Consider the following 14,746-nt stretch of genomic DNA (forward strand, 5'->3'; position numbering starts at 1 on the left):
TAAAAAAAATTTATTCAAGGCAACTTTTCTGCAGGACGTTATAATTTTCATCTCTCCTCACAAAATAACCTGAGATGGGGGAATGAAAATGAAACGTTTTGTAATGCTTTTCGCTTTTACGCTCATTGCTGCAGCTGCTATTTTTACAGCCGGCAATGTCATCAAAAATTCCATTTTGAAGATTGACGTAATCAAACTGGAACCGGAATCACAAGTCGAGTCTATTACCTGTACAGGAAAAGTGGAAGAGATCTCCGACGGAAACGTATATGCGCCGGCCAATTCCATTTCAAAAAAAATCTATGTGAAAACGGGCCAGCAGGTTGAAAAAGGGCAGGCCTTAATGGTGGTAACGGCAACCTCAGCAGCGGATTCAGCGTATGAAACGTATTCTCCCTACGTCTCCGACGAACAGATGACTCAACTAAAAACGCAAACATTATTAGCTCCCGTCAGCGGTACGGTGGCTTGCATCTCTGTACCGGATACCGGCTATTATATTGATTCCACAAAGCCTGCGGTTACGATTCAAGACTCGTCTGCGCTGCAGGTCCGTTTGAGTGTGAACGAGTCACAGATTGCCGACATTAAAACGGGTCAGAAAGCGGAAATAAGCGGCGTTGGGTTTAAGAATTCCTGTTATTCCGGAACAGTAAAGGAAATATCGAGTGAAGCCAAGCAGATGCAGACTGCCTCCGGGCAGAATACCGTTGTTGAGGTTCTGGTCAGCGTAGACAATCCGAAAGAAGACATTAAACCCGGATTTACAGCAAAGGCAAAAATCATAACTTCCAATGATTCCTCCGTTCTGGTCGCGCCATACAGCGCCGTTCAGGCTGATGATAACGGAAACGAATATGTGCTGTGTGTTTCCGGCGGCAGAACGGTAAAAACTCCCGTGAAAACCGGACGAGAATTTGACAGCGGCTTCGAAATCATATCCGGCGTTTCCAAAGGGGATTGTATTGTAACGGATGCGGAAAATCTTACGGAAGGCGAACATGTCGTACCTGTCATGAGCAAGGCGGTGAATGCGCCGTGATTGATTACCTGAAATCTGCTTTCCGGAATCTGGGACGAAAAAGCGCCAGAACCTTTTTGACCATATTGGGCATCGTGATCGGAGTTTCTTCCGTAATTATCGTTGCCAGTATCAGTCAGTGCGGAACAAATTCCTTAAACTCCGAGCTGGACAGTCTCGGACTCAGCGGCTTGTCGATTACCACAAAAAAGGGAAAGAACGTCTCGCTTACCTCAGGAGATTTAAATTCGATTCGAAAAATCAGTCAGGTTCAGCAGGCTTCCCCAATTCTTGTGGAAAACACCAATATTACCCTTCGGAAAGGCACCACAACCGCATTGCTTTGGGGCATTGACACCAAGGCAAGCGATATCATTTCCGTAAAGGTTCTTTATGGCCGTCTATTCAATAAGAGAGATGTCAATACCTGTGCAAACGTTTGTTTGGTGGACGAAGAATTTTCCAGAAGCGCTTACCAAAGAAGCAACATCATAGGCAAAAGTATTTCTTTTCAATGCGGCGGTATTGAGCAGGCATTTACCGTCGTTGGTGTGGTCAAGACCGGAACCGGCCTTTTGCAGAATCTGATCGGCGATTATATTCCTACATTTGTATATGTTCCTTATACGACCGTCCAGGCTTCAGCCGGCCGCAGCGATTTCGACGAGATAGCGGTTAAAATCAAAGCGGGGGATAGCGCTGAAAATGTGGGGAAGATGATTGTCAGTAATTTAGACGCCAGCAATGGTACTGAAGACGCGTTCGTTTCCAATAACCTTGCAAAGCAAAAAGACGGGTTAATACAGATTCTCGATCTTGTAACATTAATTCTGTCCGCGGTGGGTTCCATATCATTACTGGTCGCAAGCCTGAGCATTATGACGGTAATGCTTGTGTCGGTAAACGAAAGGACCAGGGAGATAGGCATTAAAAAGGCGCTGGGCGCTACCCGTGGAGCTATTATGCTGGAATTCTTGTTTGAAGCCGCGCTGATTTCCGTAATCGGTTGCATTCTTGGAATAGGGGTTGGGTATTTAGTCTCTTTCGCCGGGGCATCCTACCTTCATGTAATACTCAGCATCCGAACGGACATTATTTTACTGGCAACAGGTTTTTCTGTTCTTACCGGTATTATTTTCGGCGTTTATCCGGCTTATAAGGCAGCATGTTTGAAACCGGTAGACGCATTGAGGCAGGAGTAATCATGCGTTTTCTGAAAATCCCGAATCTTCCGGAGTCGGACGTCGTTTTGGCAGCCGTCTCCCATACATATCCCGGTATTCTGTCGGGGCTAACCGGTCTTGGTGTCAAAGTAATTCCCGTGCAACCGGCAAAGTTTCTTGAGCCCCCGGTACAGAGCCACGCGGACCTGTTGTGCCAGCCTTTGGGAGCTAACCGAATCATTGCGGCAAAAGGGGAAGAATCCCTGAAATTGGCATTAGAAAATTACGGATTTCGCATTGCGGAATCAGCTTTCATGATCGAAAGTCCTTATCCGAAGGACTGCGCTTTAAATGCGGCCCGCATCGGAAAATTTCTAATTGCAAATAAAAAAATTATCGATCCGAATCTTTTGTATTATTTAAATAAAGAAAATATAAAATTTGTTGACGTCAGACAGGGATACGCAAAATGCTCGGTAGCGATAGCAGACGAAAAATCCATTATTACAGCGGATTGCGGAATCCAGGCGGCAGCATTGAAGGCCGGTTTCAGCGTACTGAAAATTCAGCCTGGATTCATTAAACTCGCGGGATTTCCTTATGGCTTTTTGGGCGGAGCCTGCGGTCTGATCGGAAAAAGAAAAATAGCATTTGCCGGCAATCCAGTTTATCATCCGGATTACCAAAAAATCAAAGAATTTCTTGACTGTAGAAAAATTGAAATCATTTCTCTCTACGACGGACCTCTTTTAGACGTCGGAGGAATTATCCCTCTGATGGAACGGTAGGAAATAAAGAACCTTGACAGAACTAAAAAAGCGGAATATAATTATACAAAATATTTATTTTGTATAATTCAGGGGACTCAAAAGCCTAAAAATAGGATTTTATTCGATTTGTGAAAGGATTCGTAACTAAATGAAACCTGAAATGCTTGCAGAGGCACCGCCGGTAGTCCGTGAATTTCTGGGCTACATTGGTACAATTCGCGGAAAATCACCGAAAACTGTTGAAGAATACTATCTCGATCTTCGTACGTTTTTTCGTTACATAAAACTGCAGCGCGGATTGGTTCCGCCGGGCACGAAATTTGAGGAGATAAAAATTTCCGATGTTACGATTGATCTGATCAAAACAATCGATTTGACGCAGGTATTCGAATATATGAATTATCTGAGTTCCGAACGCAGCAACAGTTCGGCCACCAGATCGCGAAAAGTGTCAAGCCTCCGCAGTTTTTTTAAATACCTGACCAACAAAGCAGGAAAACTTGAAAATAACCCTGTCAAAGAGCTGGAAACCCCCAAAACAAAAAAATCGCTTCCAAAGTATTTGTCGCTTGAGCAAAGTTTGGAACTTCTGTCAAAAGTTGAAGGAAAAACAAGGGAAAGAGATTATTGCATTTTAGTCCTTTTCTTAAATTGCGGGATGCGCCTTTCAGAGCTTGTAGGTCTGAATTTAACGGATCTTCACGAAGGAAATTCCACTGTAAAAATAACCGGCAAAGGCAACAAGGAACGTATTGTTTATTTGAACGAAGCATGCCACGATGCAATAAAACGTTATTTGGCTGTGCGCCCACGGGAAGGCTTAATTGATAAGAACGCTCTGTTTATCAGCGGACAGAGAAAAAGGATCAGCCCCAAAACCGTTCAGTATCTGGTTAAAAAATATCTGTCTGAAATTGATTTAGGCGGACCCGGCTATTCCGTACATAAGCTCCGCCATACGGCTGCCACATTAATGTACCAACACGGGCACGTTGATATTCGAGTCTTAAAGGACATTCTGGGGCATGAGAATCTAAGCACGACCGAAATTTACACGCATCTTTCAAGTGAACAGATGGAAACAGCCGCGCAGGCCAATCCTCTTTCTCATGTGAAGCAAAGAGGCCCTCTTATTAACAAGGAGAATAAAAAATAAAGGGGCGGTTTTCACCCCCCTTTATGCTTTATTTCTCAAGAAGCTATTCCTTTTTATCGGATTCACCCCGGAGACTGTTCTGGTATGGCTGAATCATTGTTTTGTCAACCAACGGATAGATTGTAAAATTAATCAGAAACATTCCGAAAGAAAAAAACAACGTTAATACAAATACGATCCCAATCATTAAACTGAGCGCCATAATCTGAGACAAATAAAGAATCAGCGTCAAAGCTGCCAATAATACGGTAATCAAAATATTACGCCATAATCCGATAATTGAAAAGATTAATGCGTTCTTGTAAATTTGCAGAAGATTTAAGTCAAATGTGACAGCCATGAGCGGAACATAATATTGAGCAAATATCAGTAAAAATGCTATTGCGATGCACAGGCATAAAGCAACCGCATATAAAGTTCCATCCATAAGTTTATGATAATAAAATCGAATCGAAACGCTGAGCACCAAATACAGAAGAATACAAACAACTCCGTTTGCCAGAAACATCTTCCAATTTTGTTTTATCGCATCGAAAAAATCTCCCATTAAAAACGCGTGTTCTTCACGGGCATAATTTCTTGTTACAAAAGTCAGACCCGCTAAAAACGGTGATATCAGCAGGATGGGTATGATGACCAGCAAAAAATCAGGAATCAGATTTCGAAGCAAATACGTGATTGCCAGCGCTATGACAACAAAAACAGAGAATAGAAGATTCAGTTCTATCAGCTGAGTAAACTTTCGAAAAAAAATCGCAAAGAAACGGAGAAACGCATTCTTTTTCGGCTCGTCTTTCCTTACGCCGGGGCCAGGTTTATTATAGTCAATGTGAAAAAGTCCCAAAAAGTATCTCTCCCCTACCCTAATTTAGCCCTGGGATGGCATTGATTATACACTTCCTTGCAATGATCATTTAATAGATGGACATAAACCTGTGTGGACGATATGTCGGCATGACCCATCATTGCCTGAATATCCTTCAGTTCAGCCCCGTTCTCCAGAAGATGAAGCGCAAAAGAATGGCGCAAGGTGTGCGGTGTAATTTCTTTCACAATTTTGGCCTGTTCCGCATACCCCTTTACGATCTTCCAAAAGCCTTGGCGGGTTAACCGCCGCCCGTTCAGGTTGACAAACAAGGCCTGTCCCCCCGCGGGAGTGATCATATGGGAACGCACCCTGACAATGTAATCGGATATTGCGCTGATCGCGGTGGGATATACCGGAATAACACGCTCGCTCCGGGCCGTGCTGCACCGCAGCATTCCGGTTCGCAGATTTATGCTGCCGATATCCAAATCCACCAACTCGGTTGCCCGGATCCCCGTCGCATAAAGAAGTTCCAGCATCGCCTTATCGCGGCATCCTTTCGGCTCTCTGGTATCCGGCTGCGATAACAGCAGTTCAATTTCTTTTCCGCTTAATATCTGTGGAAATTTTTTTTCGATTTTCTCCAGGTGAATTGCTTTTGCCGGATTAACCGTAGTATAGCCGAAAAGAACCATATACTGATAAAAGCATCGAATGGATGCAATATTTCGCGTGATAGTTGCGTCGGACTTTTTGTTCTGTTTCATGTCCTTAATGTAAGAGTTGATTTGATCCGCATCAACCGACGCCGGATCATCCCTCCCATTTTGGGTCAAATAAGAAATAAAATGTTCCACATCTCTTACATACGACTCCAGTGTATTCGCTGAAACCGATTTCTGGTTCACTAAATAATCACTGAAACTTGAACAAAAATCCTTCATTTTGTTCTATCTCCTCAATTTTGTTAAAAAGAAAACAGGCCGCCGAAACAGGCGGATAAAAGCAAATCAATCAGTGCCGATAAAAAAGCGACTCCCAAAATGGCGCCGAATTGCAAAACGTAAATTTTCAGCTTTGCTTGGTTTATCGTTTTGGATCCGCAGGATGCCAGCAGACGGGAAAAACCAATTCCCTCCCTGGCAGCAAGTAAAACCGATATGCAGCAGGCTAAAGCTCCGGGCAATATCACGACCAGATTAAATAAAATCCCAAGCCCGCCGTAAGCCGCGTAAAGGTACCCGGAAGTAAGCCCCAGTCCAAATCCTCTGAAAAAAGGAATAAACGGGATCAGCAGCACTCCCCACATGGAAAGACCGCATAAAAAACATGCGAAAACGAAAAGGAAAGCCGAAGCAAAAGACGCTGTAAAAATGGAAAGGAAAGAAGCGGTCAGGCGCGCTTTAAAATTTCCGGCAAAAAGAAAATCCATCCGCTCCAACGCCTGCGTATCCGCATTTCTAGCGTAAACGGCCCCCACGGCCATTCCCGCCAAAAACACAAGCGCCAGAAGTACCAGTTCCCAGTTCAGACGTGCCGCTTTCAACATCTCACGCCCGCAGAATGTTGAATTTTTACGAATTCCGCGGGCAACAACAATTACCCTGCTCATACTCATACATTCCTCCCAACGGAGCACCTATCAAAATGTATGAGGGACAAACGGATTCTATGTTTACTTTCCCAGTTCAATCGCTCGCTCAGTACAAGCTTTCATTGCTGCATCGATAACCTTTTCGAATTGACTCTTCTTCAAAACATCCAGTGCCGCAATCGTTGTGCCTCCCTTGGAAGAAACCTTCCGAATCAGCTCATCCGGCGTATTTCCCGAATCCAAAAGCATTTTAGCACTGCCCTCCAGCGTCTGGCAGAAAAGAGGAAGCGATATGCCCGGCTCTATTCCCTGCTTCTGCGCGCTTTCGATTACCGCTTTGGCAAACAGATAGATATAAGCCGGGCTGCTGCCGTTTACGCTGATGACAGCGTCCATTTGGCTTTCGACAATCTGTGAAACGATACCGCAGGAAGAAAAAAGATTCAAAACCAACTGATAGGCAAGGTCCGTTACATTTCTGGTTCTGCAGACAGCAGTAGCACCCTTGCCCAATAAAAGCGGAGTGTTCGGCATTGCGCGTATCACAGGACAACTGCAGGCAAGAGCGCCTGTAATGGACTCCGAAGAGATGCCGGCCGCAATAGAGACCAAAGTCTTTGTTTCATTGACCGCCGGACGGATTTCCGAAAGCATCTCAGGAAAACTTTGGGGTTTTACGGCGAGAAAAATAATATCGCATGTTCTGACCAGATCGAGGGCCGAATTCACGGTCAAAACGCCCGCCTTACGGTGCAGGTTCTCCCTTTTTTCCTGATGAATATCAAATACGTAGATGTGATCCGCAGGAAAAGTGTTTGCTTGGACGACACCACAAACAATGGCGGACGTCATGTTTCCGCCTCCGATAAATCCAACTTTCTGAAATTCCATTATCTTCCTCCGGACGATTTTATATCTTTATACTAAACCAATTCGCAACTCGAATCAATACAAAAAATTACAGGATTTTCATTTTTATAAATTATGTAAAAATTCGACCCGCAAATTTATGTAAACCCATAAAAATGAGACCAGATCTGAAACTTATTTTTGATCTGCCAGAGCCGCCTGAATCATAATAGCACATTCAAGCCTCTTCTTTTCCAGCGAACAGGAAATGGCGTGCGGCTTATGAATATCTCCCGCGTACTGAAGGTTGTTTGCGTTACAGCCGCCGCTGCAGTAAAATTTCGCCCAGCAGTTTTTGCACTCCGGCTTGGAGTAAACATTGGCTAACGCAAAGCTGTCCTTCATATCGGTATTCAGACTGCCGTCCAAGACACTGCCCATTTTCCATTCTTCCTGACCCACGAACTGATGACATGGATAAATATCCCCCGTGGGGGTTATCGCTACATATTCGTTCCCGCAGCTGCAGCCGCGCAGCCTTCTGATGGCACAGGGGCCCTGGTCCAAATCTATCATAAAGTGGTAAAAGTCAAACTCTTTTCCCTCTTTACTGCGCTGAATAATCAAATTGGATAGTGTTTCATATTCCTCGAAAATTCTGGGCAAGTCCTCTTCCTTGACGGAATAATCCAGTTTTTCTTCAGAAACAACCGGTTCCATGGAAATTTCATTGAAGCCCAGATCCAGCAAATGCTGAATGTCCTTTGTAAAATCCAGATTATATTTCGTAAAAGTTCCCCTGACGTAATAATCCTTATCTTTGCTGCGCTCCTTTACCAGCTTTTGAAATTTTGGCAAGACGCTGTCATAGCACCCAGATCCGTCCACTCTGACTCGAAGCCTGTCATGGACACTCTTTCTGCCGTCAAAGGATAAAATACAGTTTGACATTTCGCGATTAATAAAATCAATCTTATCGTCACTTAACAGCAGACCGTTCGTCGTAATGGTAAATCGAAAGTTCTTGTCATATTTTTTTTCAATACTGCGCGCGTATTCCACAGTTTTTTTCACTACGTCAAAATTCATCAGCGGTTCGCCGCCAAAAAAATCGACCTCAAGATTATGACGCCCTTTTGATTTCTCAACTAAAAAATCGATTGCGCTTTTTGCAACCTCAAACGGCATCAGCATTCTTTCTCCGCCAAAATCGCCCTGAGCAGCAAAACAATATTCGCACCTAAGATTGCAGTCGTGCGCAATATTCAGACACATGGACTTAATTGGCGCGCTTTTCAGCATAGCCGCAAATTTTTCATACTCATCCGGAGAATACAGCTGGCCTTTCCTGTTAAGCTCCCGTATTTCCTCATATGCTTCCCGCACGGTATCTTCATCATAACGGTCCTTTAAAGCGTCCGTCATCGCTTCAGGCGGATGCTCGGGGATCTCGCCTTCCTCCAAATAATCCAGCATGTCAAACGGAGCTTCGTCAAACAAATGCACGGCGCCGCTGTTGGCGTCCAAAACGATATGATAGCCGTTTAAGGAATACTTGTGAATCATTTACATTTCTCCATCCGAACAAAATTTAAGGGACAGAATCCTGTCCCTTTTGCGGTTATTTCAAAACCGTTTAATTCTGTTATTATCTGTTCTTATTTTCGCATTTCTGGTTGGCAACCGTGCAGGATGTCTTGCATGCCGACTGGCAGGATGCCTGGCATTCGCCGCAGCCGCCTTTTGCAGCGCTTTCCTTAAGATTCGCTTGATTCAGCGTTCTGATCTGCTTCAATTTAAAAGCCTCCGTTTCACTGTGTTAGATAAGGTCGAAACTATTATAGCAACGATACAGGAAATAGTCAAAAAATTATTTATGCTTCGGCTTCGTTTTCTTGCTGACCGACAGAACACCACCGACAGAACCGGACAAAACCATAACCAGCAGACGAACACCGGATTGGGCCGGCTCCGTCGCCTTATTCGAAATTGCAAGTCCCGAGAACAAAAACAGCGCAAAAAGAAGCATTCCGGCCGCCGCACCGAATAACAGCCCTCGTTTTTTCGAAATTTTAGCCGCAATATATCCGGCGGCAAACGCGCTGAGAACAGACACTGCTATGACCAGGGGCGATAAAAGCCCCTGCGGGATGCTTTCTGCCGAAACAAAAGCCAATGCTAAAACGCCCAGAAAAACAGCACATAGGAAAGCCCCTGCAACGGAGCCGATCACAATCGCGCGAACAGCGTCCAAAACAGGTTTTTTATTCATTGACTTAGAACTTTTTATCGTAACCGCCCCCTCCAATATCCTGACTAATAGATATTCAGAGAAAGCGGCGGATATTACTGCTGAAAATGACTATTCCGCAGTATCATGGACCGTATCCACACTGCCTACCGCCCATTTTTTTATTTTCATTTTTGCGCGGTCGGTACCGGTTTCAATAATCAGTGTGTTCGCATCGTCTTTCATTCCTACAACACGGCCTACAATTCCGCCGATTGTCGTGATATCATCGCCGATCTGAACACTGCTGCGCATTTTTTCTTCCTGTTTCTTCTTCTTTTGCTGGGGTCTCATCAAAAGGAAGTAAAAAATGCCGACGATTACAGCCATATAAAGGATAGTTATCCAAAGGCTGTCGCCCGCTCCGGCAGTTCCGCCGGTCAGTAAAAAGTTCATTAGTAACCAACACCTCTCTCTTAATGTTTAGATTATATCAGTAAAAATGTTTCCATGCAAGGTTTTCTCAAATTCTGCGGTTCAAAACTTTCAGATTATCCTGATAATAACGTTCAAAGGTTCCATTGTCCAAAGAAGCCCTGATTTTTTCAAACAGGCTGTTGTAAAAATAAATATTATGCATAACGCAAAGCCGCATGGCCAGCATTTCCCCGCTTTTGAATAAATGATGGAGATAAGCACGGGAAAAATTTCTACAGACCGGACAGTCGCAGTCCGAGTCCAGCGGGGATTCGTCCAGCTCGTACTTTGCATTGAACAGATTCCGCCGTCCCTGCCAGGTAAAAACATGCCCATGCCTGGCGTTGCGGGTGGGCATGACGCAGTCGAACAGGTCCACGCCTCTTTTGACCGCTTCCAAGATGTTCTCCGGCGTCCCAACGCCCATCAGGTATCTCGGCTTATCCTGCGGCATTTCCGGAATAACCGCATCAATAATGCGATACATTTCCTCGCTGCGTTCCCCGACAGCCAGACCGCCGATTGCATAGCCGTCCAAATCAAGCTCCCGGATCCTTTTCATACAGTCGATCCGAAGATCTTCATAGGTGCTTCCCTGATTAATTCCGAACAGCATCTGCCGCGGGTTAATGGCTCCGGGTTCCCGATTCAGACGGTCCAGCGCCGCTTTGGAACGTTTCAGCCAGCGGATGGTACGTTCGCAGGATTCCCGCGCATATTCGTATGGTGCGGGATTCTGCACGCACTCGTCAAAGGCCATTGCAATCGTGGATGCAAGGTTCGACTGGATTTTCATACTTTCCTCCGGCCCCATGAAAATTTTCCGGCCGTCAATATGGGACGCAAAGGTAACGCCGTCTTCCGTTATATTTCTCAGTTTTGCAAGAGAGAAAACCTGAAATCCGCCGCTGTCCGTTAAAATCGGACCGTCCCAGCGGGTAAACTCGTGAAGCCCTCCCAAAGTTCTGACAGTTTCATCACCGGGGCGGAGATGCAGATGATAGGTATTGCAAAGCTGCACCTGACATTTCAGATTTTTTAAATCCAGCGCGGATACCGCGCCTTTAATCGCCCCGGCGGTTGCGACGTTCATAAACGCTGGCATCTGAATCGTTCCGTGCGGCGTTTCAAATTCGCCGCGCCGGGCCGGGCCGCAGTTTTTTATGAGACGATACATAGCAGCCATCCTTTAATAATACATTAATAAATAAACATCGCGTCCCCGAAACTGAAAAAGCGGTATTTCTCTTGTACCGCCGTCCGGTAAGCGTTCATAATATGCTCATAACCGGCAAGGGCGGAGACCAGCATGATCAGCGTGCTTTCGGGAAGATGAAAATTTGTAATCAGCCCATCCAGCACCTTAAACCGATAACCAGGATAAATGAAAATATCCGTCCATCCGGCACACTCCCGAATACAGCCTTCTTTGGTTCCTACTGCCTCCAGCGTTCTGCAGCTTGTGGTCCCAACAGCGATCACCCGCCCTCCGTTCTTTTTCGTCCTGTTGATCATGTCGGCCGTCTGCGCGGAAAGATAGTAATGCTCCGAATGCATCTTATGCTCCGTAATTTTTTCGGCTGTGACAGGGCGAAAAGTACCAAGGCCGACGTGAAGCGTAACAAAGGCGAGTTCGATCCCCTTGTCCCTGATTTTCCGGAGCAGTTCCGGGGTAAAATGAAGTCCCGCCGTCGGCGCGGCGGCCGACCCCACTTCTTTTGAATAAACAGTCTGATACCGTTCGTTATCTCTCAGTTCTTCCTTAATATAATGAGGCAGAGGCATCTGTCCTATTTTGTCCAGTATTTCATAAAAATTTCCTTCACAGGTGAAACGGGCAAGGCGATTCCCGTCTTCTATAATGTCCAGGATCTCCGCGCGCAAAAGTCCGTTTCCAAACGTAAATTTCGATCCGATTTTAGCCCGTCTTCCGGGTCCGGTCAAGACCTCCCATATATCGCCTTCACGGTGATTCAGCAACAGGAATTCGACCTTGGCACCCGTTTCGTCTTTTATTCCGAACAACCTCGCCGGAAGAACACGGGAATCGTTGAGCACCAGACAGTCCCCCGGATTCAGGTAATCGATGATATCATAAAAGTGCCGATGCTCTATTTCTCCCGTTTTGCGGTTCAGCGTAAGCAGGCGGGAGGAATCCCTCGGCTCCGCCGGCGTCTGAGCAATCAATTTCTCTGGAAGATCGTAGTAAAAATCTTTTGTTTTCAGATTTTTTAAATCAAGTTCCATTTTTAATTCTCCCATTCAGTTGCATTCGTCTACCAACAGTCTATTATAAATAAATTGACAAGCAATAGCAACCCATGCTATTATATTTTATGATTTATCCAAACTACAGATAGAGGCGCGAATTTCAAAATTAGCGGGTGCGAGGCAGCCAGAGCCGAAGACCACCCGTGAAAGGGAAAATCGCCGAAGGGGATACCACCGTGGCAGGGGATCCGCCTGGTTAACCTGCGAACAGCATGTTAACTGTCATCAGTCTTTGATGGAGAGCTATCGGCTTTATGAACGCGGCGTTTGCCGTCTTATAAATCGACAGTACCAAAAGTATTCTGATGACCGGTATTCTACCGGCTTTTTTATTACACAGATATTTTTTCTTATCCTTTCATATATTATTTAGGAGGCCTGTTGTCATGAAAAATTATCGGGTTGGAATTATCGGCGCGACAGGCATGGTGGGGCAGCGTTTCGCCGTGCTTTTGGAAAATCATCCGTGGTTTACCGTAACCGCGTTGGCCGCAAGTGAACGGTCCGCCGGTAAGACCTATCGTGAAGCCGTGGGCAAACGTTGGCTGATGACCTCTCCCATGCCGAAAAATTTGGAAAACATGATTATCATGGATGCCGAAAAAGACAAAGACAAAATTGTCGAAGCGGTCGATTTCGTCTTCTGTGCGGTTAATATGGATAAACAGAAAACCCGTGATCTTGAAGAGATGTATGCAAAAGCGGAATGCCCCGTTGTTTCCAACAACAGCGCCAATCGTCTGGTTCCGGATGTTCCGATGCTGATTCCGGAAATCAACCCCGGCCACACAGACGTCATTCCGGCACAGCGGAAACGGCTCGGGACAAAACGCGGCTTTATCGCGGTAAAGCCAAACTGCTCCATTCAGACTTATGTTCCGGCAGTCACTCCCCTTCTGGATTTAAACGTTACTAAAATACTCGCATGTACCTATCAGGCAATTTCAGGAGCCGGCAAAACCTTTGAAACATGGCCGGAGATGGTCGATAATGTGATTCCGTTTATCGGCGGTGAAGAGGGTAAGTCGGAAAACGAGCCGATGAAAATCTGGGGCCATGTTAAAAACGGCGCCATTGTAAACGCCCCCGCCCCCAACATCACGACGCAATGTCTGCGTGTTCCTGTGAGCGACGGTCATACGGCTGCCGTATTTCTGTCCTATGAAAAGAAAATTCCGATTGATGAAATGATTCAGCGTTGGGAAAACTTCAGCGGGGAACCACAGAAGTTGGGACTCCCCAGCGCCCCGAAAAAATTTCTGTATTATTTTCAGGAAGAGGATCGTCCGCAGTCACGCCTGGATCGGAATCTCGAAAACGGTATGGCGGTTTCGATCGGACGTTTGCGCCCGGACAGTCAATACGACGTTAAATTTGTCTGCCTGTCGCACAATACGCTGAGAGGTGCCGCCGGGGGCGGTGTTTTGATGGCTGAATATCTCTGTGCAAAGGGATTCATGGATTAATATATTGATAACCGGGAGGTAGAATAATGATGAAAAGGCTTGTCTTCACGGGTTCCGGCGTTGCTTTGGTAACTCCTATGAAACAGGACGGCTCCGTTAATTATGAAGTACTGGAGCGTCTGGTCGATTTTCACATCAAAAGCGGTACCGACGCGATTATAGCCTGTGCCACAACCGGAGAATCCCCCGTCCTCAGTCACGAAGAACACTGCAGGATCGTCGAATTCATCGTAAAGAAAGTTGATAAGAGGATTCCGGTGATCGCAAGTTCCGGAAGCAATGATACCAGATATGCCGTGGAATTGTCACAGTCGCTTCAGGATGCCGGCGCGGATGCGCTTCTGCTGATTACGCCTTATTACAACAAAACGTCGCAGACCGGATTTATCAGACATTTCCATTACATTGCCGACCGGGTAAATCTTCCAATGATTTTATATAATATTCCATCCCGGACCGGCTGTAATATTAAACCGGAAACTTATGTGGAACTGGCAAAGCATCCCAATATCGTCGGCACAAAGGAAGCCAACGGCGACCTGGCCGCCTGTGCAAAAACAATCTCTCTGTGCGGTGACGACCTTGCCGTTTATTCCGGGGAAGACAACCAGACTCTGCCGATTCTTTCCTTAGGCGGCAAAGGGGTAATCTCTGTTTTCTCCAATATTCTTCCTAAAGTGATGAAGCAGATCTGCATGGATTATCTTAATGGAGACACAGAAGCTTCACGTCAATCGTTTTTAAAATATCTGGAACTGATGGACGCACTTTTCTGGGATGTGAACCCTATTCCGGTCAAGGCCGCAATGAACGATATGGGATTTGACTGCGGAGAATGCCGTCTTCCCCTGACTAATTTAAGTGATGATCTAAGCCATAAACTGCTCGAGGTACTGAAAAAATATCAGTTAGTCGAATAGAAACACAGCAAATCATTGAAA

At 45.6% G+C, this 14,746-nt stretch carries 16 protein-coding genes and 1 riboswitch; of the genes, 6 read left to right on the forward strand and 10 right to left on the reverse strand.

Features of this window, described 5'->3' with window-relative positions; translation table 11 throughout:
* Window positions 1-88: 88 nt before the first annotated feature.
* The 4 genes from HCR03_RS02630 (at window position 89) to HCR03_RS02645 (ending at window position 4,110) form a co-directional block, all read left to right on the forward strand.
* On the forward strand, window positions 89-1,042 hold the full coding sequence (locus HCR03_RS02630; protein WP_187036570.1) for an efflux RND transporter periplasmic adaptor subunit: 954 nt from the start codon (window positions 89-91) through the stop codon (window positions 1,040-1,042).
* Complete coding sequence (locus tag HCR03_RS02635; RefSeq protein ID WP_187036571.1) at window positions 1,039-2,223, forward strand: ABC transporter permease; 1,185 nt, start codon at window positions 1,039-1,041, stop codon at window positions 2,221-2,223. The genes HCR03_RS02630 and HCR03_RS02635 overlap by 4 nt, the downstream gene beginning before the upstream one ends.
* A gap of 2 nt (window positions 2,224-2,225) precedes the next feature.
* Window positions 2,226-2,972 carry a DUF6873 family GME fold protein gene (locus HCR03_RS02640; protein ID WP_187036572.1) on the forward strand — a complete coding sequence of 249 codons (747 nt, stop codon included), beginning with the start codon at window positions 2,226-2,228 and terminating at the stop codon, window positions 2,970-2,972.
* 130 nt (window positions 2,973-3,102) lie between these two features.
* Entirely contained in the window at window positions 3,103-4,110 is a 1,008-nt protein-coding gene (locus HCR03_RS02645) for a tyrosine recombinase XerC (RefSeq protein ID WP_066644219.1), read from the forward strand.
* Window positions 4,111-4,153: 43 nt separating this feature from the next.
* Here the strand turns inward: HCR03_RS02645 and HCR03_RS02650 are convergent, their stop codons facing one another.
* The 10 genes from HCR03_RS02650 to queA form a co-directional block, all read right to left on the reverse strand.
* Window positions 4,154-4,780: a DUF624 domain-containing protein gene (locus HCR03_RS02650; RefSeq protein ID WP_267459210.1), complete on the reverse strand. Its 627-nt coding sequence runs from the start codon at window positions 4,778-4,780 to the stop codon at window positions 4,154-4,156.
* A 188-nt stretch (window positions 4,781-4,968) separates the two neighbouring features.
* Complete coding sequence (locus HCR03_RS02655) at window positions 4,969-5,862, reverse strand: tyrosine recombinase (protein ID WP_066644217.1); 894 nt, start codon at window positions 5,860-5,862, stop codon at window positions 4,969-4,971.
* Window positions 5,863-5,885: 23 nt separating this feature from the next.
* On the reverse strand, window positions 5,886-6,530 hold the full coding sequence (locus HCR03_RS02660; protein WP_228725072.1) for a stage II sporulation protein M: 645 nt from the start codon (window positions 6,528-6,530) through the stop codon (window positions 5,886-5,888).
* Between the two features lie 63 nt (window positions 6,531-6,593).
* Entirely contained in the window at window positions 6,594-7,403 is an 810-nt protein-coding gene (gene proC / locus HCR03_RS02665) for a pyrroline-5-carboxylate reductase (protein WP_187036574.1), read from the reverse strand.
* 153 nt (window positions 7,404-7,556) lie between these two features.
* Window positions 7,557-8,927, reverse strand: a complete 1,371-nt coding sequence (scfB, locus tag HCR03_RS02670; RefSeq protein ID WP_066644215.1) for a thioether cross-link-forming SCIFF peptide maturase — start codon at window positions 8,925-8,927, stop codon at window positions 7,557-7,559.
* Between the two features lie 82 nt (window positions 8,928-9,009).
* On the reverse strand, window positions 9,010-9,156 hold the full coding sequence (gene scfA, locus HCR03_RS02675; protein ID WP_066644214.1) for a six-cysteine ranthipeptide SCIFF: 147 nt from the start codon (window positions 9,154-9,156) through the stop codon (window positions 9,010-9,012).
* 75 nt (window positions 9,157-9,231) lie between these two features.
* Window positions 9,232-9,633: a TIGR04086 family membrane protein gene (locus tag HCR03_RS02680; RefSeq protein ID WP_066644213.1), complete on the reverse strand. Its 402-nt coding sequence runs from the start codon at window positions 9,631-9,633 to the stop codon at window positions 9,232-9,234.
* Window positions 9,634-9,723: 90 nt separating this feature from the next.
* Entirely contained in the window at window positions 9,724-10,047 is a 324-nt protein-coding gene (gene yajC, locus HCR03_RS02685) for a preprotein translocase subunit YajC (RefSeq protein WP_066644212.1), read from the reverse strand.
* Between the two features lie 67 nt (window positions 10,048-10,114).
* The gene (tgt, locus tag HCR03_RS02690) at window positions 10,115-11,245 is read right to left on the reverse strand and encodes a tRNA guanosine(34) transglycosylase Tgt (protein ID WP_156991423.1); all 1,131 of its coding nucleotides are present in this window, start codon (window positions 11,243-11,245) and stop codon (window positions 10,115-10,117) included.
* Window positions 11,246-11,268: 23 nt separating this feature from the next.
* Window positions 11,269-12,315, reverse strand: a complete 1,047-nt coding sequence (gene queA, locus HCR03_RS02695; protein WP_187036576.1) for a tRNA preQ1(34) S-adenosylmethionine ribosyltransferase-isomerase QueA — start codon at window positions 12,313-12,315, stop codon at window positions 11,269-11,271.
* A 102-nt stretch (window positions 12,316-12,417) separates the two neighbouring features.
* Window positions 12,418-12,593: riboswitch (Lysine riboswitch) on the forward strand.
* Between the two features lie 132 nt (window positions 12,594-12,725).
* Between queA and asd the strand changes: the two genes are divergently transcribed.
* Both asd and dapA read left to right on the forward strand, forming a co-directional pair.
* The gene (gene asd, locus HCR03_RS02700) at window positions 12,726-13,805 is read left to right on the forward strand and encodes an aspartate-semialdehyde dehydrogenase (protein WP_066644210.1); all 1,080 of its coding nucleotides are present in this window, start codon (window positions 12,726-12,728) and stop codon (window positions 13,803-13,805) included.
* Between the two features lie 29 nt (window positions 13,806-13,834).
* On the forward strand, window positions 13,835-14,725 hold the full coding sequence (dapA, locus tag HCR03_RS02705) for a 4-hydroxy-tetrahydrodipicolinate synthase (protein ID WP_066644257.1): 891 nt from the start codon (window positions 13,835-13,837) through the stop codon (window positions 14,723-14,725).
* Window positions 14,726-14,746: the final 21 nt, after the last annotated feature.

It is taken from the genome of Caproicibacter fermentans, from assembly GCF_014303955.1.
Lineage (GTDB): Bacteria > Bacillota > Clostridia > Oscillospirales > Acutalibacteraceae > Caproicibacter > Caproicibacter fermentans.

Coding starts and splice junctions, on each gene's coding strand:
- HCR03_RS02630 (WP_187036570.1), top strand. CDS start 89: ATGAAACGTTTTGTAATGCTTTTCGCTTTTACGCTCATTGCTGCAGCT.
- HCR03_RS02640 (WP_187036572.1), top strand. CDS start 2,226: ATGCGTTTTCTGAAAATCCCGAATCTTCCGGAGTCGGACGTCGTTTTG.
- HCR03_RS02645 (WP_066644219.1), top strand. CDS start 3,103: ATGAAACCTGAAATGCTTGCAGAGGCACCGCCGGTAGTCCGTGAATTT.
- HCR03_RS02655 (WP_066644217.1), bottom strand. CDS start 5,862: ATGAAGGATTTTTGTTCAAGTTTCAGTGATTATTTAGTGAACCAGAAA.
- HCR03_RS02660 (WP_228725072.1), bottom strand. CDS start 6,530: ATGAGCAGGGTAATTGTTGTTGCCCGCGGAATTCGTAAAAATTCAACA.
- proC (WP_187036574.1), bottom strand. CDS start 7,403: ATGGAATTTCAGAAAGTTGGATTTATCGGAGGCGGAAACATGACGTCC.
- scfB (WP_066644215.1), bottom strand. CDS start 8,927: ATGATTCACAAGTATTCCTTAAACGGCTATCATATCGTTTTGGACGCC.
- HCR03_RS02680 (WP_066644213.1), bottom strand. CDS start 9,633: ATGAATAAAAAACCTGTTTTGGACGCTGTTCGCGCGATTGTGATCGGC.
- yajC (WP_066644212.1), bottom strand. CDS start 10,047: ATGAACTTTTTACTGACCGGCGGAACTGCCGGAGCGGGCGACAGCCTT.
- tgt (WP_156991423.1), bottom strand. CDS start 11,245: ATGTATCGTCTCATAAAAAACTGCGGCCCGGCCCGGCGCGGCGAATTT.
- queA (WP_187036576.1), bottom strand. CDS start 12,315: ATGGAACTTGATTTAAAAAATCTGAAAACAAAAGATTTTTACTACGAT.
- asd (WP_066644210.1), top strand. CDS start 12,726: ATGAAAAATTATCGGGTTGGAATTATCGGCGCGACAGGCATGGTGGGG.
- dapA (WP_066644257.1), top strand. CDS start 13,835: ATGAAAAGGCTTGTCTTCACGGGTTCCGGCGTTGCTTTGGTAACTCCT.